General features: G+C 70.9%; 25 protein-coding genes. 10 read left to right on the forward strand and 15 right to left on the reverse strand.

Going from position 1 to position 24,055, the window contains the following annotated elements; all coding sequences use genetic code 11:
* The first annotated feature begins 88 nt into the window (after positions 1 to 88).
* The 3 genes from AX721_RS04450 (at position 89) to AX721_RS04460 (ending at position 3,120) form a co-directional block, all read left to right on the forward strand.
* Positions 89 to 1,252, forward strand: coding sequence for a major facilitator superfamily domain-containing protein 6 (locus AX721_RS04450; RefSeq protein ID WP_068874819.1), 1,164 nt, complete (start codon positions 89 to 91; stop codon positions 1,250 to 1,252).
* 10 nt (positions 1,253 to 1,262) lie between these two features.
* Positions 1,263 to 2,021: an N-acyl homoserine lactonase family protein gene (locus tag AX721_RS04455; protein ID WP_068874820.1), complete on the forward strand. Its 759-nt coding sequence runs from the start codon at positions 1,263 to 1,265 to the stop codon at positions 2,019 to 2,021.
* 79 nt (positions 2,022 to 2,100) lie between these two features.
* Positions 2,101 to 3,120, forward strand: coding sequence for an NAD(P)-dependent alcohol dehydrogenase (locus AX721_RS04460; protein ID WP_068874821.1), 1,020 nt, complete (start codon positions 2,101 to 2,103; stop codon positions 3,118 to 3,120).
* 84 nt (positions 3,121 to 3,204) lie between these two features.
* On the opposite strand, the gene AX721_RS04465 is transcribed toward AX721_RS04460, so the two are convergent.
* From AX721_RS04465 to AX721_RS04475, 3 genes are read right to left on the reverse strand one after another with little or no spacing between them, the layout of a single operon-like run.
* Positions 3,205 to 4,005: a class III extradiol ring-cleavage dioxygenase gene (locus AX721_RS04465; protein ID WP_068874822.1), complete on the reverse strand. Its 801-nt coding sequence runs from the start codon at positions 4,003 to 4,005 to the stop codon at positions 3,205 to 3,207.
* Positions 4,006 to 4,031: 26 nt separating this feature from the next.
* Positions 4,032 to 4,607 carry an NADPH-dependent FMN reductase gene (locus tag AX721_RS04470; RefSeq protein ID WP_068874823.1) on the reverse strand — a complete coding sequence of 192 codons (576 nt, stop codon included), beginning with the start codon at positions 4,605 to 4,607 and terminating at the stop codon, positions 4,032 to 4,034.
* Positions 4,608 to 4,644: 37 nt separating this feature from the next.
* Entirely contained in the window at positions 4,645 to 5,064 is a 420-nt protein-coding gene (locus AX721_RS04475) for a DoxX family protein (RefSeq protein WP_068874824.1), read from the reverse strand.
* Between the two features lie 128 nt (positions 5,065 to 5,192).
* On the opposite strand from AX721_RS04475, the gene AX721_RS04480 reads away from it, so the two are divergent.
* On the forward strand, positions 5,193 to 6,131 hold the full coding sequence (locus AX721_RS04480) for a LysR family transcriptional regulator (RefSeq protein ID WP_068874825.1): 939 nt from the start codon (positions 5,193 to 5,195) through the stop codon (positions 6,129 to 6,131).
* 7 nt (positions 6,132 to 6,138) lie between these two features.
* On the opposite strand, the gene AX721_RS04485 is transcribed toward AX721_RS04480, so the two are convergent.
* The 4 genes from AX721_RS04485 to AX721_RS04500 all read right to left on the reverse strand — a co-directional run bounded on the left by AX721_RS04485 (position 6,139) and on the right by AX721_RS04500 (position 8,769).
* Positions 6,139 to 6,969, reverse strand: coding sequence for a DUF6644 family protein (locus AX721_RS04485; RefSeq protein ID WP_068874826.1), 831 nt, complete (start codon positions 6,967 to 6,969; stop codon positions 6,139 to 6,141).
* Entirely contained in the window at positions 6,966 to 7,580 is a 615-nt protein-coding gene (locus AX721_RS04490) for a DUF6644 family protein (protein ID WP_068874827.1), read from the reverse strand. The genes AX721_RS04485 and AX721_RS04490 overlap by 4 nt, the downstream gene beginning before the upstream one ends.
* A gap of 138 nt (positions 7,581 to 7,718) precedes the next feature.
* Positions 7,719 to 8,240 (reverse strand): CinA family protein, encoded by a 522-nt coding sequence (locus tag AX721_RS04495; RefSeq protein WP_068874828.1) that lies wholly within the window; start codon positions 8,238 to 8,240, stop codon positions 7,719 to 7,721.
* A gap of 7 nt (positions 8,241 to 8,247) precedes the next feature.
* The gene (locus AX721_RS04500) at positions 8,248 to 8,769 is read right to left on the reverse strand and encodes a hemerythrin domain-containing protein (protein WP_068874829.1); all 522 of its coding nucleotides are present in this window, start codon (positions 8,767 to 8,769) and stop codon (positions 8,248 to 8,250) included.
* A gap of 96 nt (positions 8,770 to 8,865) precedes the next feature.
* Here AX721_RS04500 and AX721_RS04505 point away from each other — a divergent pair, with 96 nt between their 5' ends.
* Both AX721_RS04505 and AX721_RS04510 read left to right on the forward strand, forming a co-directional pair.
* Positions 8,866 to 9,882, forward strand: a complete 1,017-nt coding sequence (locus tag AX721_RS04505; protein ID WP_068874830.1) for an FAD-binding oxidoreductase — start codon at positions 8,866 to 8,868, stop codon at positions 9,880 to 9,882.
* 2 nt (positions 9,883 to 9,884) lie between these two features.
* Entirely contained in the window at positions 9,885 to 11,054 is a 1,170-nt protein-coding gene (locus AX721_RS04510) for an acyl-CoA dehydrogenase family protein (protein WP_068874831.1), read from the forward strand.
* 19 nt (positions 11,055 to 11,073) lie between these two features.
* Here the strand turns inward: AX721_RS04510 and AX721_RS04515 are convergent, their stop codons facing one another.
* Positions 11,074 to 11,760: a TonB family protein gene (locus tag AX721_RS04515; RefSeq protein WP_068874832.1), complete on the reverse strand. Its 687-nt coding sequence runs from the start codon at positions 11,758 to 11,760 to the stop codon at positions 11,074 to 11,076.
* Positions 11,761 to 11,895: 135 nt separating this feature from the next.
* On the opposite strand from AX721_RS04515, the gene AX721_RS04520 reads away from it, so the two are divergent.
* Positions 11,896 to 12,726 carry a transglycosylase SLT domain-containing protein gene (locus AX721_RS04520; protein WP_068874833.1) on the forward strand — a complete coding sequence of 277 codons (831 nt, stop codon included), beginning with the start codon at positions 11,896 to 11,898 and terminating at the stop codon, positions 12,724 to 12,726.
* A gap of 9 nt (positions 12,727 to 12,735) precedes the next feature.
* On the opposite strand, the gene AX721_RS04525 is transcribed toward AX721_RS04520, so the two are convergent.
* The 4 genes from AX721_RS04525 to AX721_RS04540 form a co-directional block, all read right to left on the reverse strand.
* Positions 12,736 to 13,128 carry a response regulator gene (locus AX721_RS04525; protein WP_068874834.1) on the reverse strand — a complete coding sequence of 131 codons (393 nt, stop codon included), beginning with the start codon at positions 13,126 to 13,128 and terminating at the stop codon, positions 12,736 to 12,738.
* On the reverse strand, positions 13,125 to 14,525 hold the full coding sequence (locus AX721_RS04530) for a sensor histidine kinase (protein WP_068879194.1): 1,401 nt from the start codon (positions 14,523 to 14,525) through the stop codon (positions 13,125 to 13,127). The genes AX721_RS04525 and AX721_RS04530 overlap by 4 nt, the downstream gene beginning before the upstream one ends.
* A 69-nt stretch (positions 14,526 to 14,594) precedes the next feature.
* Positions 14,595 to 15,791 (reverse strand): CaiB/BaiF CoA-transferase family protein, encoded by a 1,197-nt coding sequence (locus AX721_RS04535; RefSeq protein ID WP_156467010.1) that lies wholly within the window; start codon positions 15,789 to 15,791, stop codon positions 14,595 to 14,597.
* A gap of 50 nt (positions 15,792 to 15,841) precedes the next feature.
* Positions 15,842 to 17,602, reverse strand: coding sequence for an ATP-binding protein (locus AX721_RS04540; protein WP_369796626.1), 1,761 nt, complete (start codon positions 17,600 to 17,602; stop codon positions 15,842 to 15,844).
* Between the two features lie 172 nt (positions 17,603 to 17,774).
* On the opposite strand from AX721_RS04540, the gene AX721_RS04545 reads away from it, so the two are divergent.
* Together AX721_RS04545 and AX721_RS04550 are read left to right on the forward strand one after the other, a co-directional pair.
* Positions 17,775 to 18,929, forward strand: a complete 1,155-nt coding sequence (locus AX721_RS04545; RefSeq protein WP_068874836.1) for a DUF2336 domain-containing protein — start codon at positions 17,775 to 17,777, stop codon at positions 18,927 to 18,929.
* A 55-nt stretch (positions 18,930 to 18,984) separates the two neighbouring features.
* Entirely contained in the window at positions 18,985 to 19,788 is an 804-nt protein-coding gene (locus tag AX721_RS04550; RefSeq protein WP_068874837.1) for an NUDIX domain-containing protein, read from the forward strand.
* Between the two features lie 7 nt (positions 19,789 to 19,795).
* Here the strand turns inward: AX721_RS04550 and AX721_RS04555 are convergent, their stop codons facing one another.
* The 3 genes from AX721_RS04555 to AX721_RS04565 form a co-directional block, all read right to left on the reverse strand.
* A complete protein-coding gene (locus AX721_RS04555) occupies positions 19,796 to 20,257 on the reverse strand; it encodes an Hpt domain-containing protein (RefSeq protein ID WP_082765480.1) in 462 nt (153 codons plus the stop codon).
* Positions 20,258 to 20,351: 94 nt separating this feature from the next.
* Entirely contained in the window at positions 20,352 to 21,128 is a 777-nt protein-coding gene (locus AX721_RS04560; RefSeq protein WP_068874839.1) for an NAD kinase, read from the reverse strand.
* Positions 21,129 to 21,178: 50 nt separating this feature from the next.
* Positions 21,179 to 22,291 carry a DUF2336 domain-containing protein gene (locus tag AX721_RS04565; protein ID WP_231733258.1) on the reverse strand — a complete coding sequence of 371 codons (1,113 nt, stop codon included), beginning with the start codon at positions 22,289 to 22,291 and terminating at the stop codon, positions 21,179 to 21,181.
* Positions 22,292 to 22,409: 118 nt separating this feature from the next.
* Between AX721_RS04565 and glpK the strand changes: the two genes are divergently transcribed.
* Complete coding sequence (glpK, locus tag AX721_RS04570) at positions 22,410 to 23,906, forward strand: glycerol kinase GlpK (protein ID WP_068874841.1); 1,497 nt, start codon at positions 22,410 to 22,412, stop codon at positions 23,904 to 23,906.
* The last annotated feature ends 149 nt before the right edge of the window (positions 23,907 to 24,055 follow it).

Consider the following 24,055-nt stretch of genomic DNA (forward strand, 5'->3'; position numbering starts at 1 on the left):
CCCGCCTCCCTTATCGTTGTTCAGGAACAATACGCGCCAGGGGGCGGCTGTCGACCGCCCCGACGGCGACTCCGTGTAAGCGAAGGCGATGTCGCTGCCCGTCCGTCTCGGCCTCTTCTACTCGGCGATCTTCGTCGGGACGGGCGCCGCTTCGCCCTACATGCCGGTGTGGTTCGCGCACCACGGGCTGTCGGGCGCCCAGATCGGGTTGATCCTGTCGCTGCCGATGCTGGCGCGGGCGTTCACGGCGCCTTTGCTGGCGGTGTGGGCGGACAGCTTCAAGCTGCGGCGCACGGCGCTGAGCTTCCTCAGCCTCGGGGTCGCCGCGGCCTACGCCCTGATGGCGCTGCCGCTGGGGTTCGGCGGCTGGATGGTGGTCTGGTTCGCCGCCTCGTCGGCCTTCTCGACCATCTCGCCGCTCACCGACGTGATCGTGCTCAACCGGGCCCGACGGGACGGTTTCAACTACGGCTGGCCACGGGGCATCGGCTCGGTGGCCTTCATCGTCGCCAATGTGGTGATGGGGGCGGTGCTGACCTGGGGCTCGCCGGACCTGGTGCTGGTGTGGATCACCGCGGCGGTCTCGATTACGGCGCTCGCCGCCCGGTTCCTGCTGCCGCCCGATCCCGTGCACGAGGAGGGGGTCCTGCCGCGGGCGTCCGACCGGTTCGCCGGCATCGGCGAACTGCTGCGCGATCCCGGGTTCATGACGGCGGTGATCGCCGCCGGACTGATCCAGTCGGCCCACGCCTTCTACTACAGCTTCTCCACCCTGGTCTGGAAACAGCAGGGCATCCCCGAGAGCCTGACCGGCGTGCTGTGGGGCGTGGGCGTGGCCGCCGAGGTGCTGTTCATGTGGTTCATGGAGCCGTGGCGGCGGCGGATCGGGCCGCGCAACCTGCTGGTCCTGGGGGGCGCGGCGGCCATGGTGCGCTGGACGGTCCTGGCCTTCGCGCCGCCGCTCTGGATGATCTTCCCGCTGCAGATCCTGCACGTCCTGACCTATGCCGCGACGTTCCTGGCTTCGCTGCAGCTCGTGGAGCGGCTCTCGACGCCGCAGAACGCGTCGGCGGCCCAGGCGCTGAACTCGGCGCTGTCCAGCGGCCTGCTGATGGGCCTGGCGACCATGGCCTCTGGCCCGCTGTTCGACAGCTTTGGGGCGCAGGGCTATTGGCTGATGACCGCCATGTGCGCGGCCGGCCTGATCGGGGCCGTCCGCCTGTACGGCGTGCGCAAGCTGGACCCCGCCTGAGGAGACGGCCATGACCCTTCGCCTGTTCGGCTGCGTCTGCGGCCAGTTCCACAGCCCCGGGGCCGGCATGGGAATGGCCGGCGAGCGGGTGAGCGTGCCGATCCCGTTCTATGTGCTGGAACATCCGGACGGCGTCGCCCTGTTCGACTGCGGCCTGCCGGCGGCCATGTGCGACCGCTCCGAGAGCTATCTGAAGGCGCTGCAGACCCAGGACCTGGACGTCACCCTGACGCCCGAGGAGACCCTGACCTCGCACCTGGAGCGGCTGGATATCGATCCGGCCAGGGTGCGCTACGCCGTGCTCTCGCACCTGCACTTCGACCACGCCGGGGGTCTGCGGGAGCTGCCGAACGCCACCGTCGTCGTCCAGCGTCGCGAGTGGGAGGCGGGGTTCGACCGCGAGGCCTCGCAGCACTACGGCCTGCGCAAGCGCTATTTCGACCTGGGCCATTCGGTGCAGCTGGTCGACGGCGAACATGACCTGTTCGGCGACGGCTCGGCGGTCTGCATCCCGAGCTTCGGGCATACGCCGGGGCACCAGTCGCTCAGGGTGCGCAGCGGGCAGGGGGACCACATCCTGGTGGGCGACGCCTGCTATCACTGCGGGATCGTGGAGAGCCGGCAGTTCCCGGAGTACTCGGACCATCCCGCCATGAACCGCGCGCTCGACGCCCTCTTGGCGCTGCGGGAGGAGCGGACGGTGATGGTGTTCGGCCACGACCCCGACCAGTGGGGCGCCCAGCCCGTCCTGCCCGGAACCCGCGGCTGACGTCGCGGCGGCTGACGTGGCGACACGGTTGCGGCGCAGCCCCGCCCCTTCATGATGCCTCCCAAGTGGAGGAGATAAGATGCGCGCGCTGAACGTCACCGCCCCCTGGGGGCCGGACGCGATCAAGGTGGTGGAGGTCCCCGAACCGACGCCGGGGCCGGGCCAGGTCCTGGTGCGGATGAAGGCCTGCTCGCTGAACTACCGCGACTTCCTGATGATCAACGGCATGTACGGCCGGGCGGCCGCGAGCGCGACGGACATCATCACCCCGTTCTCGGACGGCTGCGGCTACGTGGAAGCGGTGGGGCCGGGCGTGACCCGGTTCAAGGCGGGCGACCGGGTCTCGACGCTGTTCTTCCAGAACTGGGTGTCCGGCCCGCCGACGCTGGAGAAGCTGATGAGCGCCCTGGGCTTTCCAATCCCCGGCGCGGGGGCGGAGCTGCAGGTATTCAGCCAGGAGGGCCTGTCGAAGGTCCCGGACTTCCTCACGGACCACGAGGTGGCGACCCTGCCGTGCGCGGCGCTGACCGCATGGCGGGGCGTCTTCCAGGATGCGCGGCTGGAGCCCGGGGACACGGTGGTGCTGCAGGGGACGGGCGGCGTCTCGATCTTCGGCCTGCAGTTCGCCAAGGCGGCGGGCTATCGCACCCTCATCACCTCCTCGTCCGAGGCCAAGCTGGAGCGGGCCAAGGCGCTCGGCGCGGACCATGTGGTGAACTACCGGACGACGCCCGAGTGGTCGAAGGCGGTCCGCGCGGCCACCGGCGGCAAGGGCGCGGACTTCATCATGGAGGTGGGCGGCGGCGGCACGATCCAGGAGAGCATGAAGGCCATCAAGGTCGGCGGCCACATCGCGATCATCGGCATCGTGGCCGGCGCGGGCGAGCCGTTCAACCCGGCGGCGCTGATCGGCAACTCGGCCAAGCTGCAGGGCCTGTCGGTGGGCTCGCGCGACATGTTCGAGGCCATGTGCAGGGCCATCGAGCTGCACCAGATCCGGCCGGTGGTGGACAAGGTCTATCCGTGGACCGAGGCGAAGGCGGCCATCGGGGCCATGGCCTCGGGCGAGCACTTCGGGAAGATCGTCCTGGAATTCTGACGGCGAGATCCGGAGATCCTCTGCGGCGGTGTGTGCGCGCCGTGGGGGAGAACGAGGATCTCCGGTCCCTCTCGCTGGAGAGCGTCAGGCGGCCCGGCCGAACTCCACGGCCGAGACCACCACATCCATGACCGTGTCGCGGAAGGCGACGACGGCCGGTTCGCCCGGGGCGGCGCCGGCGGCCACCATCAGGGGCAGAAGGTGTTCCTCGCGCGGGTGGGCCTCGCGGCCGTACGGCGCGGCGTCCCAGTGGGCGAGGGCGGCCTCGCGGTGGGCCGGGTCGGTCACGGCCGCTTCGAGCCATCGGTCGAACGCCGCCGAGCGTTCGGTGAAGGCGGGCGAGAAGCCCCGCATGTTGTGCCAGCTCATGCCCGAGCCCACGATCAGCACGCCCTCGTCCCGCAGGGGGCTGAGGGCCCGGCCCGCGGCCAGGTGGGCCTTGGGGTCGAGGTCCGCCTTGAGCGAGAGCTGAACGACGGGAATGTCGGCGTCGGGCGTCACCAGCTTCAGCGGCACGAAGACGCCGTGGTCCCAGCCGTGGCCGGCGTCCTCGGCCGAAGCGATGCCCGCCTCGCCGAGGAGCCGGCCGACCCGATGCGCCAAGGCGGGGGATCCCGGCGCGTCGAAGGTCAGCTCGTAAGTGTGGGGCGGGAAGCCATAGTAGTCGTAGTCCAGGGCCGGCCGCTCCGCCGTGCCGACGGTGAAGACCTCCGCCTCCCAGTGGCCGGAGACCACCAGGATGGCCTTCGGCCGTTCCGGCAGGCTGGGGATCAGCCCCTGGAGATAGGCCGCGGTCCGGTCCCAGGTGTCGGCCGGACCCCGACCCCACTCTATGAAGAAGCAGGGGCCCGCGCCGTGGGGGAGGAAGACGGTGGGCAGGGTCATGGCTGGGTACCTGGAACCTTCCGGGGTCAGGCCGCCTTCGCGGCCGGGACGTCGTCGATGATCTTCTCGATCCAGGCGGCGAACTGGGCGCCGTAGGACTTAAGGAACTCGGCCGTGCCTTCGTTCACCAGCTCACCGGCGTCGTCGAACAGGGCGAAGGCGTTGCCGACGTAGGCTTCCTGGCTGAGCAGGGGCACGTTCAGAAACACCAGCGACTGGCGCAGGTGGTGGTTCGCGCCGAACCCGCCGATGGCGCCGGGCGACATGCTGATCACCGCGCCGGGCTTGCCGTTCCAGACGCTGGAGCCATAGGGGCGCGAGCCCACGTCGATGGCGTTCTTCAGCACCCCGGGGACCGAGCGGTTGTACTCGGGGGTGACGAAGAGGACGGCGTCGGCCGCGGCGATCTCGTCGCGAAACCGCACCCATTGGGCCGGCGGATCGGATTCCAGGTCCTGGTCGAAGTGCGGCAGGTCGCCGATCTCGACGATGTTGAACTTCAGGTTCGGCGTCAGGGCCGCGAAAGCCTTGGCCAGCTTGCGGCTGACGCTGTCCTTGCGGAGCGAGCCGACGACGACGGCGACGTTACGGACTTGGGACATGAGAGGTTTCCTTTGCGAGAGGGAGAGGGTGTCGGGGTCAGGCGTGCGCCAGGCGCCGCCGGCCGGCCCGCAGGCCATCCAGGCTGTAGGCGCCGGCGCCGGTGGTGCTGAGCAGCAGGAAGATGAAGGTGAACAAGATGGCCGGCTCACCGCCGTTCAGCACCGGGTAGAAGTTCGAGGGCGCGTGGAACATGAAGTAGGCCACCGCCATCTGGCCCGAGGCGACGAAGGCCGCCGGGCGGGTGAAGAGGCCCAGCACAACCAGGGCGCCCGTGACGACTTCGATGATCGCGCCGATGCCGAAGAGGCTGAGCAGGGGCTGCATGCCCGGCTGGGCGCCTTCCGGGAAGCCGGCGAGCTTGACCAGGCCGTGGCCGATGAACAACAGGCCGGTGACGATGCGGAGCGAGGTGATCGCCTGAGGGGTGAACCGGCTCGGCGAGAGGGATTGCGACATTTGAAGACCCTTGCTTGATCGGGTTCCGCCGGCTGGTGGCCTCGGAATGACGGGAAGATGGGCCAGGGCCTGGCTGTTGATAATCGGGCTTGTTTGGAGGACTGTCTGTCCAAACGGGAAACAATCAGATGGACCGACTGGACGAGATCCGCGCCTTCGCCGCGGTGGCCGACGCCCGCAGCTTCACCCAGGGCGCGCGCAAGCTGGATGTCTCGGGGGCCCAGATCTCCAAGCTGGTGGCCCGACTGGAGAACCGGCTGGGCGCGCGCCTCCTGAACCGCACGACCCGCGACGTCTCGCTCACCGATACGGGGCAAGCCTATCTGGAACGCGCCCGCGACCTCCTGGAGAGCTTCGATGCGCTGGAGAGCTCGGTCCGGGACCAGAGCGGACCGTCCGGCAATCTGAAGGTCTCGGCGCCGGTATCGTTCGGCAAGAACCAGCTGACGCCGGCGCTGCTGGAGTTCGCGTCAGGGTGCCTGGCCGTCTCCCTGGACGTGACGTTCTCGGACCGGATGGTGAACCTGGTCGAAGAGGGCTTCGACGTCGCCGTGCGGATCGGCCACCTGACCGACTCCTCGCTGGTGGCCCGCCGGCTGGCGGCCGTGCGGATGATCACCTGCGCCTCGCCGGACTATCTTGCCGGTGCGGGCATCCCGCGCACGCTGGAGGACATGGCGGCCCACGAGGCGGTGCTGGACACCAACGCCCGCGACGCCACGCTCTGGCGCTTCGGGCGCAAGGGCGAGGCGCAGGAGGTGCGGGTGCGCGGCCGCCTGCGGTTCAACGGCGCCGAAGCCTGCGTGGAGGCGGCCGTGAAGGGCTTCGGCATCATCCGCACCCCGGCCTTCGCCGCCGCCGAGGAACTGCGCGCCGGCCGCCTCGTGCCGCTGCTCTGCAACTTCGAGCCGGAGGAGATCCACGTGCACGCGGTCTATCCGCACGCCCGGCACCTGGCGGCGAAGGTGCGCGCCTTCGTGGACTTCCTCGCCAAGCGGTACGCCGGCGAGCCGGAGTGGCACCAAGGCTGGGGCGAACGGCATCCGTCGCCCGAGGCGGTGGCCTGACTCCGCGCTACGCGAACGCGATCCAGCGGCCGGCGGCGGCCGTCGTGACCCAGACAAGTATGGCCGCGTAGGCGAGGGCCTTCACCGCGGGTCCGGCGCCTTCGGAGCCGCGGCCCGAGCGGACGATCTGGATGGCGGCGATGGCCAGGATCCAGGCGAGGTAGACCAGGATGAGCACCTTGTTGGCCGGATCCAGGTGCGCGTAGTCGTCCGGCTTGTAGATCGCGTGGTGCAGGGCGAACTGGCTCGCGATCAGGGCCAGGAGGCCCGCCAGGTAGACGAACCGCGTGACGCCCCGGGTCACGAACAGGACGATCAGGGCGGCCGCGATGATCACGTGCCAAAGGCCCGGGTTCACCAGCTTGGCCACGGCGAACACGCCCAGCGCCAGGCCGAACAGGCCCAGCCCGACCGCGGCGGCCAATCCGGCGCCCCGGCTCAGCCGTCCCTCGGCCTTGGCGGCCGGAAGGCTGACGCCATAGGTGAGGAAGAGGGCGGCGGCCAAGCCCAGCATCTTCGCGGTGAAGGCCTCGGAGGTGTAGAGGCGCTCGGGATTCGACGTGCCGATGAGGATGCCGGTCACGATGACCCCGACCACGCCGAGGTTCAGCCAGGGGAGGACCCCGCGGCGGACAACGGATGGGCTTTCGTCGGTGAGGCCCGAGCCGATCAGGCGCAGGTTCAGCAGGATGCTGGCGCCGCCGAGCAGGGCCAGCGACAGGATGTGCAGCACCTCCCACTGAGCGAAGTAGGGCTTGATCTGCGCGCCGGGGAAGGTGTCGTCGAGCTGGGCGACCCAGGGGGCGATCGCCGGGAAGACGTCTTGCGGGCTGATCACGGGGCCATCTCCGACAGGTCGATCGCGCCGCGTTCCGAGACGGCGCACTCCTGGGCGACGTTGGCCCAGTGCGGGAGAGGCTTGCCGCACTCGTACCAGTCGTAGGCGATGAAGCGCCCGAACATGATCACCGCGACCCACGAGGCGATCGAGACCGCGGCGGACAGGCGGGCCTTCGCGGGCGGCCTGGGGGCCGTGTCCCAGGCCGCGCGGTCCTTCTGCACCCGGTAGTGGAAGATGAAGATGTTGATCACCGCCACGGCGAGGAAGATCAGCTTCAGGCGGAACCAGAGATTATGATAATAAAGCAAAGGCTTGGCGTAGAATAATGCGACGCCGGTCAGGATCATCAGGGCGAAGCCGAAGACCGTCAGCGGCAGCACGCGGTCGCTGATCACGGACACGGGCGTCGTCCTGAAGCCGACGCCCAGCAGGCGCAGGTCGACCAGGAAGATGGTGCCGGCGAACAGCATCAGCGAGAGGACGTGAGTGCCTTCGAGCAGGCCCCAGACGTTCAGCGTGCTGGCGAGGGCTTCGCTCCAGGACGGGTCGTATTCGCCGGGCCCCTTTCCCACCTGGGTGGCCAGCCAGACCAGGAAGTCGCGTATCACCTAGTTTCCCCCGATGGCATACCGGCTTTTCTATCTATTCCGGCGTGCGCCTCAATTGCGCATTTGCATCGGCGTCGCAATACGCCGCCGCTCGAAAAGAACGCCAGGACCGGGCGGGGGACCCGGGGGCAAGGCCGTTCAGGCCGCCTTGGCCACGTCGCCCAGCCCGGCGCGCAGGAGCGTGAGCGCGACACGCAGGGCGGCGAGCCGGACGCCCGCCCGACCGATGTCGCCGAAGCGCTCCAGCCGGTGGCAGGTGACCCCGCCGCGGGTGGCGCATGCGAAGTGCACGAGGCCGGCGGGCGCGCCCGGTCCGGCCTCGGAGAAGCCGGTCACGGAGACCGCCAGATCGGCGCGCGAGGCGGCGAGGGCGCCCTCGGCCATGGCGCGCGCGCAGGCCTCGGACACCGCGCCGTCGGATTCCAGAACGTCGCGGGGAACGCCGAGCAACTCGTGCTTGGCGTCGTCTGAATAGGTGACGAAGCCGCGCTCGAAGGCGTGGCTCTTGCCGGGGATGTCGGTGAGGAGCGAGGCGAGCAGGCCGCCGGTGCAGCTCTCCGCCGTGGCCAGCATCAGGTCACGGTCGCAGGCGGCCTGCAGCACCTCCTGGGCGAGGCGCTCGACGTCGTCCGGAATGACCGGATCGAGGGCTTCGGCCATCGTCGGGTCAGCGCGTCTTGCCGGCCAGTTCGAGCTTGCGGGCCTCGAGCTGCTCGCCGATGGCCTTCAGGTCCATGTCGGACTCGCGGCACTCGGGGAAGTACTCGGTCTCTTCCTCCTCGACGTGGTGCTCGATCATCTCCTGCAGCACCTTCACCTTGGCGTCGTAGTAGGGATCGGAGGGGGCCATGCCGTCGAGCTGGGCGATCAGGTCCTTGGCCGAGGCGTGTTCGACCTCGGCTTCATTGACCATCTCCGCGTCATCCACGAACTCGCGCGAGGCGGGGTAGAAGATCTCCTCCTCGATCTGGGTGTGCACTTTCAGCTCGGTGCTGATCTGCTGGAAGATCGCCTGCTTCTTGGTCTCGTCCTTTTTGGCCTTTTCATACTGCTTGAAGAGGTCCTCCACCTTGCGGTGGTCGGCCATCAACAGGCTGACGGCGTCGTCGGGACGGGCCGAGGCGCGGCCGGACTTGGTGACGCCCGATGAGGACGCAGACTTGGAAGTCGAGGTTTGGGCGGTGGCCATGAGGCTCTCCGTGGGACTGGTTCGGCGCAATGAACCCGCCATGGCGGCGCAGGTTCCGGGGCTTGCTTTTCTTGTGGGCAGCGGCTGGTTAGGCGCATGACGAACGCGCCCCGAGTCACCGTCGCCGGCGCCGGCGTGCTGGGCCTGACGACGGCCCTGGCGCTGGCGGATGCGGGCTGTGCGGTGACCGTCGCCGATCCCGGCGGGCCCAACGCCTCGAGCATCGCCGCCGGGATGATCGCCCCGGTGTTCGAGGCGGCCCTGGACGATGGCGCGCGGCCCCATCTCGACCTCCTGATGGCGTCGCGGGACCTCTGGCCGGGACTGGCGCAGCGGGCCGGGATCGGGCTCGATCGCACCGGCGCCCTGGCGGTGGGCGACGACCCCTGGCTGGAGACGGTCGCCGGCGCGTTCGGCGCGCTGCAGATGCGGCCGACCGAGATCGGCGGCGATACTGCGCGCGGCCTGTGCCCGGGCCTTGCCGAGGCCTTCGACCGGGCGCTGCTCACCCGCGAGGACTGGCGCGTGGATGCGCCCACGGCGATGGGTGCGCTCGCCGCCGCCGCCGCCGCCGCGGGCGTCGGCTTCGACCGCCGGATCGTTCGCGAGCGGGGCGAGGCGGACGTGCTGGTGATCGCCACCGGCGTGGCGGCGGACCTCGCCGAACTCGCGCCGGAGCTTGCGACGCTGTCTCCGGTCAAGGGGCACATCGTCCGCGTGGCGGCGGACGTGCTTGGGGCGACCGTGCGGGGCGAGGGGATCTACGCCGCGCCGGGGTCGGGCATGGCGTTCGGGGCGACGATGGAGTTCGGCCGCTCGGACGTGGCGGTGGAGGCGGACAAGGCCGCGCCGCTGCTGGTCGCCGGTCTGCGGCTCTTTCCCACGCTTCGCGGCGCGCCGATCCAGATGGCGGCCGGCGTGCGGGCGGCGACGCCGGACGGGCTGCCGATGGTCGGCCCCGGCAGCGCGCCGGGCGTGATGCTTGCGGTGGGCCCTCGCCGCAACGGCTGGCTGCTGGCGCCGCTGGTCGCGCAGACGATCGCGGCTTGCGTGACGGGACGTGACGCCGGTTCATTCGCCGCGCGGCTGGATCCGGCGCGCTTTCGGGGGTGACGATGAGCGGGTTCTGGCTCTCCGACGAGCAGCAGGCCATCCGAGATGCGGTGGTCCGGCTCTGCGAGCGGTTCGACGCCGCCTACTGGCGCCGCACCGACGAGACCGGGGAGTTCCCCGAGGCCTTTGTGACGGCCATGGTCGAGGCGGGCTGGCTGGGGGCGGCGATGCCGGCCGACCTGGGCGGCTCGGGCCTGGGCCTCACCGAGGCGGCGATCGTCATGCAGGCCGTGGCCGAGAGCGGCGCGGGCTTCTCGGGGGCCAGCGCCATGCACCTGAACATCTTCGGTCCCATGCCGGTGGTGAAGTTCGGCAGCGACGAACAGAAGCGGACGCATATCCCGCGGCTGATCTCGGGCCAGGACAAGATGTGCTTCGCGGTCACCGAGCCCGATGCCGGCCTCGACACCACCAGCCTTTCGACGCGGGCGGTGCGCACCAACGAAGGCTACGTCATCCGCGGCCGCAAAATGTGGACCACCAACGCCCAGCGGGCGAACAAGGTCCTGATCATCGCCCGCACGACGCCCAAGGAAGAGGTCCGGCGGCCCACCGAGGGGCTGTCGCTGTTCTACACCGACTTCGACCGCAGCCGGATCTCGGCCACGCCGATCCCGAAGATGGGCCGCAAGGCGGTGGAATCGAACGCCGTCTTCATCGACGACCTGCACGTGCCGGCCGAGGACCTCGTGGGCGAAGAGGGGCGCGGCTTCCACTATCTGCTGGAGGGACTGAATCCGGAGCGGGTTCTGATCGGCGCGGAGGCGGTGGGCCTGGGCCGCGCGGCGCTGAAGCGGGCGGCGGCCTACGCCAAGGAGCGAATCGTGTTCGGCCGGCCCATCGGCCAGAACCAGGGCGTGGCGCATCCGCTGGCCAAGGCGTGGGCCGAGCTGGAGGCGGCGAACCTGATGGCCTTCAAGGCCGCGGCCCTGCATGACGCCGGCCGCGACTGCGGCGCCGAGGCGAACGCGGCCAAGTACCTGGGCGGCGAGGCCGGGTTCCGCGCCTGCGAGGCGGCGGTGCTGGCGCACGGGGGCATGGGCTATGCCAAGGAGTTCGACGTGGAGCGCTACTTCCGCGAGTCCATGATCGCCCGCATCGCGCCGGTCAGCCGCGAGATGATCCTGAACTACATCGCCGAACGCGTCCTGGGCCTGCCGAAAAGCTACTAGGCAGGCCCGGCGCGCGCGCCTAACCCGGGAGCCGGAAGGCGATGGGGATCGAGACCTGGGCCCCGCCCACCGCGCGGCCGTCGATGGTCTGAGGGCTCATGCGGAAGTACCTGGCGAGCTTGAGCGCCGCCGTGCCGAAGCCCATGTCGGCTGGCGTCTCCGAGGTCACGCGGCAGGCGGAGACGGCGCCGGCGTCGGTCACCTGGCAGGCGATGACCGCGCGGCCCTCCACCTCCATCCGCACCGCGCGGTCCGGGTAGAACCGGGCCATGTCGGAGCTGTCCGGCTTGCGGAGCCAGGTCGGGTTGCGGATCACCGGATCGGCCGCCGGCGGCGTGATCGGCGTGGGCGGCTCTACGCTGACCGGCCCGGGCGTCGGCGCGGGCTCAACGACGGGTTCCAGCGGCGTCGGCGCGACCGGTATCGGCACGCTGGTGATCACCGGTGGGCGGGGCGAGACGACGCGCTTGGGCGGCGTCTGCGGCGAGGGTGGCGGCGGCTTCTTCGGCAAGGGGCCGATGTCGACGACGATCGGCGGGGCGTCTTCGACCGGCTGCGCCTTGGGCGGCGCGAACTGCATCATGGCGAGATAGGCCGCGATCAGCGCGTGGAGGCCGAGGGAGCCGGCGATGACCAGGCTGGTGGTGCGCGACATGCGCCGCCGGGGCGCGACGAAATCGAAGGGGGTGGGCTGGCGGATGACCATCGCTTGCTCCGTGGTGGATTACAAGCGTAGTTCATGAGGCAATTACAGCAGTAATATGGCAAGGCGTCCGGCGATCTGAACGGCCTCCGGAACAAGGTTAGCCGGGTGTTAACCATGATCGGCGACCACTGACGCATGGCCGTCCAGGGAATCCGGGGCATCGTCGAAGCTGCGATCCAGCGCGCCTCCCAGGCGACGGGGGTCGATTTCGGATTCCTGATGAAGACCGCAGGCCGCGAGAGCAGCTTCAACCCGCGCGCCCGGGCCTCGACCTCGTCGGCGGCCGGCCTGTTCCAGTTCGTCGACCAGACCTGGCTGTCCACGCTTAAGCAGCATGGCTCCAAGCACGGCTACGCCCGCTACGCCGACCTGATCACCAAGGGTTCGGACGGTCGCTACCGGGTCGCCGACGGCGAGGCGCGCCGGGCGGTCATGGACCTGAAGCTGGACCCGCACGCCGCCTCCCTGATGGCCGGCGAGATGACGGCGGACCACGCCGCCTACCTGAAGGGCCGCGTTGGCCGGGCGCCCACCTCGGGCGAGCTCTATGTGGCGCACTTCCTGGGCCCCGCCGGCTCGGCCAAGCTCATCCGGGCGGCCGAGAGCCAGCCGGAGACCAAGGCGGCCTCGCTGTTTCCGGACGCCGCGCGCGCCAACAAGGCGATCTTCTATCGCGAGGGACGGCCCGCCACCGTGGGCGAGGTCTATGCGAACCTGACCCGCAGCGGCGGCGGGAGCGTCCAGGCTGTCGACCGGCCGGCGCCGGCCGCCGACCCCGTGGACGGCGGCTTCATCCAGTATGCCTCGACCCGCCGCGCGGCGCGGGAGCGCGAACAGGACGCTCTGGTGGCCATGATCCTGCGCGGCTCGCAGCCCGCCGACCAGGCCGGTGTCGGTAGCCGGCTCACCGGCTCGCTGTTCACCAGCGAGATGCTCAAGGTCCTCTCCGACAGCCGCGACAGCTAGGTCCGGCGCTTAGTCCTGCGCGAGCGCGGCGGCCTCGGCGAGCGCGCGCATCACGTCGCGTCCGAAGGTGGACGGCTTGAACGGCTTCTGAATGGTCGGGTGCGTGGCGTAGGGCGTATCCAGGCCATGGCGCCCGTAGCCGGTCACGAAGACGAAGGGCACGCCGCGGCGGCGCAGCGTGTCGGCCACCGGATATACGGCCTCGCTTCCCAGGTTGACGTCCAGCAGCGCGCCGTCCAGCTCGGCCTCCGACGCGAGCGCCAGGCCGGCGGCGAGGTGCGAGGCGGGGCCGGCCACCACGCAGCCGATGTCGCTCAGAAGGTCCTCGATCATCATCGCCAGCAGCGGCTCGTCCTCGACGACCAGGATGCGGCGGCCCGTCAGGGATGAGGGCGCGGTCATGCTTCACCGGCCAGCAGCGGGAAATCCATCACGCAGGTCACGCCCTCCGCGCCGAACTCGAGCCTCGCAGTCCCCCGCAGACCGCCGGCGAGGCTGCGCTCGATCAGCCGCGTGCCGAAACCCCGGTGGGCCGGCGGCGTGACCGGCGGCCCGCCCCGTTCCCGCCACGTCAGCCGCAGCCAGGTCTCGCCGCCTTCGCTGCGGCGTTCCCATGCGACGTGGACCGTGCCCGCCCCCGCCAGGGCCCCGAACTTGGCCGCGTTGGTCGCCAGTTCGCCAAGGGCCATCCCGAGGGTGACGGCGCGGTTCGGACCGAGCGTCACCTCGGGCCCCTCCAGCGTATAGGGCGGACGGGGGCCCCGGTCGTAGGGCGAAAGCTGCTCGGCCACGATGTCGGCCACGCTGGCCCCGGCCCAGTCGTTGCGGGTGAGCACATCGTGGCTCTGGGACAGGGCGATCAGCCGGGCCTCGAGCGCCTCGGAAAAGGCGGCCGGGTCACCCGTGGACCTGAAGGTCTGGTGGGCGATCGACTGAACGCTGGCCAGGGTGTTCTTCACGCGGTGGTTCAGCTCCCGGATCAACAGGGTCTGGCGCTCCTGCGTCGCCTTGCGGAAGGTCAGGTCGCGGACGACGCTGCAGATCAGGTCCTCGCCGTCGCCCCGCAGGACGCTGAGGTTGGTCTCGACGGGAAACTCGGTCCCGTCCCGGCGAAGGCCGAACAGGTCCGCGCCGTCGCCCATCCGCCTGGGACCCTGGTCGCCGGCGAAATCGGCGACCCGCGCGCCGTGGAAGGCATGGAACCGGTGGGGCATGAGCCGGGTCAGCGGCTGGCCGAGGAGTTCGGAGCGCTCGTACCGAAAGAGGCGCTCGGCCTCGGCGTTGACCAGGACGATGCGCTGGTCCCGGTCGGCGGTGATCATGGCGTCGGGCGCCGCTTCGACGACGTCCCGGAACCGCGCCTCGCTCCGGCTGAGGCTCGCGTTCAGTTCGCCGACGCGCGCCAGCGCCGTCCTGGACCCCGAATAGGCCGCGAGGAGCCCCGAGATCGCGGCGACGTCCATGATCGCCACGGGCACGAAGAGGATCAGGGCGCTGGCGTTGTAGCCCGGCAGGTCCGCCGCGCCGACCACGAACCAGGAGGCCGCGGCGGACAGCAGCACCGACAGCAGGCCGGGCATGGTTCCCGCCAGCAAGGTGGCGATCAGCACGGCGGGGAAGAAGGTGATGAACTGCGCGCTGGAGATCCAGGGGTTCAGCCATACGCGGGCCAGGGTGGCGAGCGCGACGGCGAGGACCGTGACGCCGTAGCGCGCCACCAGGCTACCCGGCCAGCCGAGGCGGCCGTCCAGCAATCCCTCCAGGGACAATACGAACATCAGGCGGCGGGACCAGGACATGGGTCTCAGTCGGGTGCGGGCGACGGGGCGACCTTGACCTGAATCAACGCTGTCCGTCACGGAGCCGATTCAGGCTGCCGCGCCGTCGACGAACATCGTTTCGATTTCCGAGGGGCCGTAGCCCAGTTCGGCGAGCACTTCGCGAGTGTGCTCGCCCAGCTTCGGCGCGGGCGGCCGCCGATCGGCGTCGGCGCCCGGAAAACGCGCCGGCGCAGCGGGCGATCGGTAGGTCCCGCCCTGGCCGTCCTCGATCTCCACGAAGGCGCCGGCGGCGGCGATCTGCGGATCGGCGGCCACTTCGGCCGGCGTCTGCATCGGGGCCCAGACCAGGTCGGCCGCATCGAGCCGGCGGGCGATCTCGTCGAAGGGCAGGGCGGCGAAGCCCTTGTCCAACTCGGCGGCGAGCGCCGCGGCGTTCTGGCGGCGCGCCTTGCCGGTGGCGAACCGCGCGTCGGTGACCAGGTCGGGCCGGCCTGCCGCCTCGGCGAACTGCTCCCACCCGCCGCTGGAGCCGCGCGGATTGTGCACGAACCAGCGGCCTTCGGCGCTGTGGTAGTAGTTGGCGATGGCGTTGATGGGATTGTTCCGGGGCCGGCCCGACGCGACACGTCCCAGCTTGAGCTGCACGGCCATGTCCGAGCCCATGAGATAGACGCCGGACGCCAGCAGCGAGGTCTGGACGAGGCGCCCCTGGCCCGTCCGCTCGCGCTCGTAGAGCGCGGCCAGGATCGCCGAGACCGTGGCCAGCGACGTCGTATGGTCGCCGACGCCGGAGGTCCGCAGGAACGGTTCGGCGCCCTTGGGCGCGGTCATGTAGCCGATGCCCGAGCGGGCCCAGAAGGCCGTGACGTCGAAGCCCGGCAGGTGGGCGTCCGGCCCCTCGAGCCCATAGCCCGTGATCACCGCATAGACCAGGCGCGGGTTGGCCTTGCGCAGAGTCTCGTCGTCGAGGCCGTTCCGTTTCAGCGACACCGGCCGCACGTTGGTGAGGAAGACGTCCGCCTCGGCCGCCAGCCTCGCCAGGGCGTCGCGCCCGGCCGGCTTGGAAATGTCCAGGACCACGCCCCGCTTGCCCCGGTTGTCGAGGTCGAAGGTCGGGTTCGAGCCGAGGTCGTTCGCCAGGTCCTGGAAGACGTGTCGCATGCTGTCGCCGCCGGGCCGTTCGACCTTGATGACCGAGGCGCCCCAGTCAGCCAGGATGCCCGCGGCGCCGGGACCGGCGATGTAGGCGGAGAAATCGACGACCTTCAGACCTTCGAGCAGCACGCGGACCCTCCGATGTTGAGGGCACCGTAGCGGAGGTGACCGTGCGGCGCCTATGCCACCCGGGCGCGATCGTTGGCGGGTGCGCTGGCCGCGAGGGCTGTGGCGATGGCTCGGGCCGCCGCGGGCACGGCGACCGGCCGGCGGAGCAATGCGTCGGCGCCGGCGGCCAGCGCGGCCTCGGAAGCTTCAGGGTCCCCCGTGGTGAGGGCGATCACCGGCGTGTGCGCCGCTGCGCCCGCCAGGCCCCTCAGCGCGGCGATGGTGTCGGGATCGTCGGCGACGACGAGGTCCAGGTCGCAGATGCGGGCCAGCCCGACGGCGCGGGTCCCGTCCGCGGCGTGGACGACCTGGTGCCCCAGCTGCTCCAGGCTGGCGCGAAGCATGGCGGCGGCGCGCGCGTCGGTCTCGACGGTCAGGACGCGTAGCCGGCGACCCGGAGTCTCCGGCGCGGGCGAAAGCGCGGCCTCGGCGACGCCCCGCCGCGCGGTGGGATCGAACGGCAGCTCCAGCGTGAAGCAGCTTCCGACGCCGGGCGCGCTCTCCGCCTGCAGGTCGCCGCCCATCAGCCGGGCAAGCTGGGCGGCCAGCGGCAGCCCCAGCCCGGCGCCCGAACTGCCGGCGCTGGTGCGCGCCACGCGCTCGAAGGGGCGGAGCGCGGCGGCCAGCTCGTCGTTCGTCAGACCGGGGCCGGTGTCGGCCACAGCCGCGAAGATCCGGCGCTCGCTCACCGAAAGGCGGACCTCGACGCGGCCGCGCAGGGTGAACTTCACCGCGTTGCCGATCAGGGCGGCCAGCACCTGCCGAGCGCGGGCGGGATCGGCGATGGCGCAGCCTTCCGACTGGGCCAGCGGCCCGTCGACATGCACCGCCAGTTCCAGGCCCTTGGCCGCGGCGGCCGGGCGGTTCAGCAGGATCAGGTCGTGAGCGAGGGCGGCCAGGTCGATGGGCTTGGGCGCCACGGTAAGGCGGCCGGCTTCGGCGCTCTCGGCGTCGACGGTGGTCTCCAGCACGGCCAGGAGATCGTTGACCGCATCCAGCGCCGCGACGATCTGCTGGCGCGACGGCGCCGCGCGCCCGCGGCCGGCGGCCGAGCCGAGGACATGGGCCACGCTGGTCAGACCGTTACGGATCTCGTCCGAGAGCGTGGAGACCAGATCCGACTTGGAGCGCGCCAGCCGGCGCGCGGCCTCGGCCTGCGCGGCTCGCTCGGCGATCAGCACCTCGCGCTCGGCCGCCATGGCGAACTGGGTGCGAAGGATCCGGTTGATGAGCAGAGCCAGGGCCAGCGCCATCGCCGTGGCGGCCAGCGCGATCAGCGGCAAATGCTGTCCGTCGGCGCCCGTGAACAATCCGACCAGCGGCGGCGCCAGCGCCACGGGCGCCACGACCAGCAGGCTGGGCAGCCAGGGCGTGGCGAAGACGATGCAGACCATTCCTGCGCCCAGGGTGAGCAGCATGAGCAGCTCCCGCACGGGGCCGGCGAAGTGGGCGAACAGGGCGATCTGCGCGATGGCCAGCGCCCACGTCAGGCTGCACGCCAGATGGACGCGGGCCCGCCTGCGTACATCCGCCGCAGCGGGCCGCTTCAACCAGTCCATAACCCCGTAGAACACGCCCCAGCCGATGGCGAAGGCGATCAGGCAGGCGCCCATCCAGGGGGCGTTCGACGCATGGCTGCCGACCCAGGCGAAGATCGGCAGGCCGACGCCAAACGCCAGCAATGCATAGGGAAGAAGCGCCGTCTGCGCCTGCATTCCCTGGGCGGCGGCGGTGAGGCCGAGGGTCGGCGCGGCGTGCGGAGTCGAGGCCACGGGCAGATCCCTTCGCGTGCGAGGCGAGAGGGTCGGGCGCCAGCCGTTCCCGCCGGGTTACGCGAAATCCTTAATCCACAGATTCGATCGGCAACCGATCGTTAAGCTTCACAGCGCAAATCTCGAATCGCGGGACTCCGAAGCTGCTTCGGACGGGGGATAAGAGACGGGGATGGCGACCACGCGGTCAGCGCTGACGGATGAGGATATCCGTACGCTGGTGAAGGGCGCGACGCCGGACGAACGCGCCGTGGCGGCGCGCAAGCTCTGCCGCACCATGGATCGCGTTCCGCTGTCGGACGAGGACCGGGCCCTGGCCGCCGACATCCTGCGGGTCATGGCCGCCGACGCCGCCGAGCTGGTGCGCAAGGCGATCGCCGAAACCCTGAAGGCCTCTCCGGTGGTGCCGCGCGACGTGGCGGTGAAGCTGTCGCGGGACGTGGAGAGCGTCTGCCTGCCGCTGCTGGCGTTCTCGCCCGCCTTCACCGACGCCGACCTGGCCGAGATCGTCCGCCTGGGCGGGCCCGTGCGCCAGACCGCGATCGCCAAACGGCCGCAGCTTTCGCGGAAGGTGACCGACAGCCTGGCCGAGCACGGGGGCGAGCGCGCCGTGGCGACGGCCTGCGCCAACCCCGGCGCCGACTTTGGCGAGAGTGGCCTCCAGCGCGTCGTCGACCGGTTCCAGGTCTCGGAGCGGGTGCTGGCGGCGGTGGCCTATCGCAATGTCCTGCCGCTCTCTGTGACCGAGCGGCTGATCTCGCTGGTCAGCGAGAAGGTGCGCGACCACCTGATCGTCCACCATGCGGTGACGGCCGAGACGGCGCTGGAGATCGTCACCGGCGCGGCCGAACGCGCGACCGTCGATCTGGTGGACCAGGCGGGCAAGACCGCGGACGTCCGCGGACTGGTGACGCATCTCAACGCCGAGGGGCGCCTGACCGCCTCGCTGCTGCTGCGCGCCCTGGCCAACGGGCACATGACCTTCTTCGAGTGGGGCGTCGCGGAGCTGGCGGGCGTGCCGCACCACCGCACCTGGCTGATGATCCACGACGCCGGGCCCCTGGGCCTGCGCGCCATCTACGAGCGGGCCGGGCTGCCGGCGCGGCTGTTCCCGGCGTTCCGGGCGGCGGTGGACACGTTCCACTCGATGGAGTTCGACGGCGGGGCCCGGGACCAGGAGCGGTTCCAAGAGCGGATGCTGCAGCGGTTCATGACCCAGCCCGAGCAGGCCTCGCGCGAGGACGTGGACTACCTGCTGTCGCGCATGGACCGCGGGGAGTCGGCGCCGGCGCCGACCTCGGAAGACGACGTGCTCCTCATCGCCTAGCGGCTGCCGCTGGGGCAATCTTGCGCGCCCCGAACCCGCGGCCCAAGCTGAACCCATGAGCGAAACCCCCGCCCGGGAACCGGCCGAAGCCAAACCGTCGGCCACCATCCTGCTGCTCCGCGACGAGCCGCAGTTCCAGGTCCTGATGGTCAAACGCCATCACCAGATCGACTTCGCCTCGGGCGCCTTGGTGTTTCCCGGCGGCAAGTCGCACCCGGGCGACGAGGACCCCGCCTGGGCGGAGCATTGCATCGGCTGGGGCGCCTTCGATGGCGAGCAGCGGGGCCTGCGCATCGGGGCGATCCGCGAGGCCTACGAGGAGGCCGGCATCCTGATCGCCGAGGGGCTCGACGGCTCCGACTTCGCCGAGGTCTGCGATCCCGAGGTGCGGTCGGCCGTGGACCATGGCCAGACGCCATTCATCGACGTCGTGCGCGAGCTGGGCGTGCGGCTGCGGCTGGACGCCCTGACCGTCTTCGCCCGCTGGATCACCCCCGTCATGATGCCCAAGCGGTTCGACACCTGGTTCTACGCCGTCCGCGCGCCGGCGGACCAGGTGGCGGCGGCCGATGGGCGCGAGGCGGTGGATGCGGAGTGGATCGCGCCGGCGGAAATCCTGCGGCTGGCCGACGCCGGCGAGCGGACGGTGATCTTCCCGACCCGGATGAACGTGCAGCTTCTGGCGGAGGCGTCGAGCGCGGAGGACTGCGTCGCGCGCGCCAGCGCCAGGACGCTGGTGACCGTGCTGCCGAAGGTGGAGGTGCGGGACGACGGACGCTACCTGGTCCTGCCGCCGGACGCCGGCTACGGCGAGGTCGCCGAGCCCATGGACCGGGTCGCCCTGGCGATGAAGGTCTAGCCGGGCCTCAGGCGCCGAAGGCGCTGATCCGGCTTTCCAGTTCCTGGACCAGGATCTTGCCGACCGGGTGTTCCTCGGTCTTGATCTCGTCGCGGGCGGCGGCCTTGATGGCGTCGATGTGCGCGTCGATCAGGGCGACCGGGGCCTGCAGGCGCTTGGCCTTGTCGTCGATCAGCCGGCAGAGCAGGCCGGCGATGCGGGTGATCAGCGGGAAGCCGTAGGTGGCGCCCAGGCCCTTCAGGTCGTGGGCGCGCAGGTAGAGGCTTTCCATGTTCTCGGGCGTGGCGCCTTCGGTCCGCACGGTCTGGCGGGCGCCTTCGAGCTTGGTGATCTCGTCGTTCAGCCACTGGGTGAAGTTGCCGGAGAGGCTCTTCAGGGCGGCTTCGGCCTTGGCGATCGCGGCCGGATCGATGGCGCCGAGCCGTCCGCCGCCGACCTTCAGGCGAAGGGCGCTGGGGGCCTGGATCATCTGGCCGGACTTGGGTTCGCTCACGTGACTCTCCCGAACGATCGCCCGGCGAGGGTAAGGTGAACCCGTTAATGAGCGGTGTCGGCGGGGCCGTTCAGACCGAGAACTGTTCCGCCAGGACGCGCTCTTCGAGGCTCCGGCCGGCGTCGAACAGCATGACCAGCGACACGTCGCGATCCTCGGCGATGTAGACCTCGATCACGTTGGGGGCCTCGAAATTGTCGGCCACGGCGCTGACCGGGCGCTTGGCGGCCTCCAGCACCTCCAACCGAAGCCGGGCGGTGTGCGAGAGCAGGGCGCCCCGCCAGCGGCGAGGGCGGAAGGCGCTGATCGGCGTCAGGGCCAGGATCTTGGCGTCGAGGGGGATGATCGGCCCGTGGGCCGAGAGGTTGTAGGCGGTCGAGCCCATGGGCGTGGAGATCAGGGCGCCGTCGCAGATCAGCTCGGACAGCCGCACCTTGCCGTCGACGGAGATGCGCAGCTTGGCCGCCTGGCGCGTGGTGCGCAGCAGGCTGACCTCGTTGAAGGCGAGGGCCTCGTGCGTCTTGCCGTCGACGTCCACGGCCTGCATGCGCAGCGGGTGGATTTCCGCATGCTCGGCGGCGTTGATGCGCCCCAGCAGGTCGTCCTCCGAGAATTCGTTCATCAGGAAGCCGACCGAGCCGCGGTTCATGCCGTAGATCGGCTTGCTGGAATGCATCAGCTCGTGGACGGTCTCGAGCATGAAGCCGTCACCCCCAAGGGCGACGATCACCTGCGCGTCTTCCAGGCCCGCGTCGCCGTAGCGGGCGATCAGCCGGTCCCGCGATTCCAGGGCCTCCGGCCGGTTGCTGGCGACGAAGGTGAGGCGGGTGACGAACGACTTTTTCATCGGCCGCTAGAGACGCTGAAGCTCCCGCCGCTGTCAAACAACGGTTCGAGTCAGGCGTGTGACAGTGCGCGGGCGGCCTGGCGGAAGGCCGCGCCGGCCACCTCGGCTGAGACGGGGGCGAAGGCCACGGACGCCTTGCGCGCGCCTTCGGCCCCGCCGCCCGGGCGGCCGTCGTTGAGCTTGCGCGTCATCTCCAGGATGTCGGGGAAGACGCTGCGGTCGATGCCCACGGCGGCGCAGGCCAGAGCCAGCAGCTCGGGGCGGTCCGAATCCAGCGTCGCCTGCACATGGTTGGCGTCGAACCGGCCGAGGACCGCCAGGGCGGCGGAGAAGAGGCCAAGCCGCCCCTCGCGCAGCGCCCGGATCAGGTAGCCGGGGCGAAGCTGGCCCGCCGAATGCAGCTTGTCGATCAGCCGCTGCTCCATCGCCTCGCGCTCGCCCTCGCGCGCCAAGCGGGGCAGGGCGTCGTGCGAGAGCCCGTGCTGGGCTTCGCTCATCGAGGCGGCCAGGGCCTCGTCCAGCACGGTGACGTCCAGGCGGAAGCGTTCGGCCAGCCCCTGGCGCAGCGCCAGGCCGACCCAGAGGTAGAGGCGCTTGGCGAGCTGGCCGGTGAGCTTGGGATGCTGGGAGAGCGGGGTGCGCAGGGCGGCGATCTGGCGCGAGGCCTCCACCAGCTCTTCCATGTCGGCGGGCGACAGCTCGGCGGTGGGGTTGCCGGCCAGGGCGGTCAGGACGGCGGGCTCGGCCTGCTGCAGGATCGCCGAGACCACGGCGCCGGACAGGCGCGGCCGGCGGGCGACCTCGATCTGGTGCTCGATGGTGGCCTCGACCAGCAGGCGCACGAGGTCGAGGTCCTTCAGCACCGGGCTCTGGGAGATGATCGGGCGGGCGATCTCGATGTCGTCCAGCGCCAGGACGTTGACCAGGGCGTTCGGCGCCCAGTCGGCGGCAGCCAGCTTCTGGGACAGGCGGTGGCGGATCTCGCGCTCGGCTTCGACCACCAGGCTCATGAAGATCGAGGAGAGCAGGGCCTGGATGCCCGTGCTTTTCATCGCCTCGCCGGCGAAGGGGGAATCGCACAGGTCCGCGATCGCCAGGAGCAGGCGTTCCCGGTCCGCCGGCTGGCGGCTCTTTGCGAGATCGAGCAGGCTTTCGCTGCTCATCGCGAGGCTCAAGCGCCGGTCTCCCATTTCTACAGTACGAACTCGGCTATATCCGACTCTGCGCTTGCCGAGTGAAGACATGCTTAAGCCTTAACGCGGGCGGGGAGGAAACGCAGCCATGGACCAACCGCTGATCCTGGCCCTGGACCAGGGCACGACCTCGACGCGCGCGATCGTCTTCGCCGCCGATGGCCGGCCGCTGGCCGAGGCCGGCGTCCCGCTGCAGCAGCACTATCCGCAGGACGGCTGGGTCGAGCACGACGCGGACGAGATCTTCGCGGCCTCGGTCGAGGTGCTGAAGGCGGCGGTCGAGAAGGCGGGGCGCACCCTGGCCGAGATCGCCGCCATCGGGATCACCAACCAGCGCGAGACCCTGGTGGTCTGGGAGAAGGCGACCGGCCGGCCGATCCACAAGGCCATCGTCTGGCAGGACCGGCGCACGGAGGCCATGTGCGTCCGCCTGAGGGATGCGGGCCACGAGCGGCGCGCGACCGAGATCACCGGCCTCCTGCTCGACCCCTACTTCTCCGGGACCAAGCTGGCCTGGCTCTTGGACCACGTGGCCGGGGCGCGGGAGGCCGCGGCGGCCGGCGCGCTGCTGGCCGGGACCATCGACACCTGGGTGATCTGGAAGCTGACCGGCGGCAAGGTCCACGCCACTGACGCCACCAACGCCTCGCGCACCCTGCTCTACGACATCCGCGCCGGCGCATGGTCGGCCGAGATGGGCGGGATGCTGGGGGTTCCGCTGGACCTGCTTCCCGAGGTGCGCGACTGCGCGGGCGACTTCGGGGAGACGGACGCTGCGATCCTCGGCCGGGCGATCCCCATCCGCGGCGTGGCCGGCGACCAGCAGGCGGCGCTGATGGGGCAGGGCTGCATCCGGCCGGGCGAGATGAAGGCCACCTACGGCACCGGCTGCTTCATGCTGATCAACACCGGCGAGGCGGCGCCCGTCTCCGGCGCGCGGCTGCTGACCACGGTGGCGGCCCGGGTGGCGGGGCGGACCACCTATGCGCTGGAGGGCGCGATCTTCATCGCCGGGGCGGCGATCCAGTGGCTGGGCGAGGGCCTGGGGATCGAGGGCGGGCCGCAAGCGGCCGAGGCGCTGGCCATGGGCGCGCGCGACGACCTGCCCGTGGTGCTGGTGCCGGCCTTCACGGGCCTGGGGGCGCCCTGGTGGGACGCCAACGCCCGCGGGGCCATCTTCGGCCTGACCCGCGACGCCGGCCGGCCCGAGATCGCGCGGGCCGCCTTCGACGCCTGCGCCCTGCAGACCCGCGACCTGATCGAGGCCATGCGGGCCGACGCGCCCCAGGCCTTCAAGGGCCAGGTGGAGCTGCGGATCGACGGGGGGATGTCGAAGAGCCCGTGGTTCAGCCAGCGGCTGGCCGACCTGACCGGCATCGGCGTGTGCCGGGCGACCTACCAGGAGACCACCGCCCTGGGCGCGGCCCTGTTCGCCGGCCTGGGCGCCGGGGTCTATCGCGACATGGAAGAGGCCGCCGCGTCCCGGCCGGCGACCGAGTCCTACCGCCCGCTCATGGCGCCCGACCCGCGCGAACGCGCCTACGCCCGCTGGCTGGACGCGGTGAACCGGGTGGGGACGCTGTAGGCTCGTGGGCATGGTGGCGGGGGCGCCGTAGGCGCTGTCATTGAAACCGCAGAATCACGCAGAAGGCGCAGCAGGCGCGGACGCTTCTGCGCCCTTCTGCGGTGAGTTCTTTTGGGCGCTGACGCGCCGGGGCGCGGCGCGGTCAGGCC

This window comes from Phenylobacterium sp. CCH9-H3 (genome assembly GCF_001557235.1).
Lineage (GTDB): Bacteria > Pseudomonadota > Alphaproteobacteria > Caulobacterales > Caulobacteraceae > Phenylobacterium.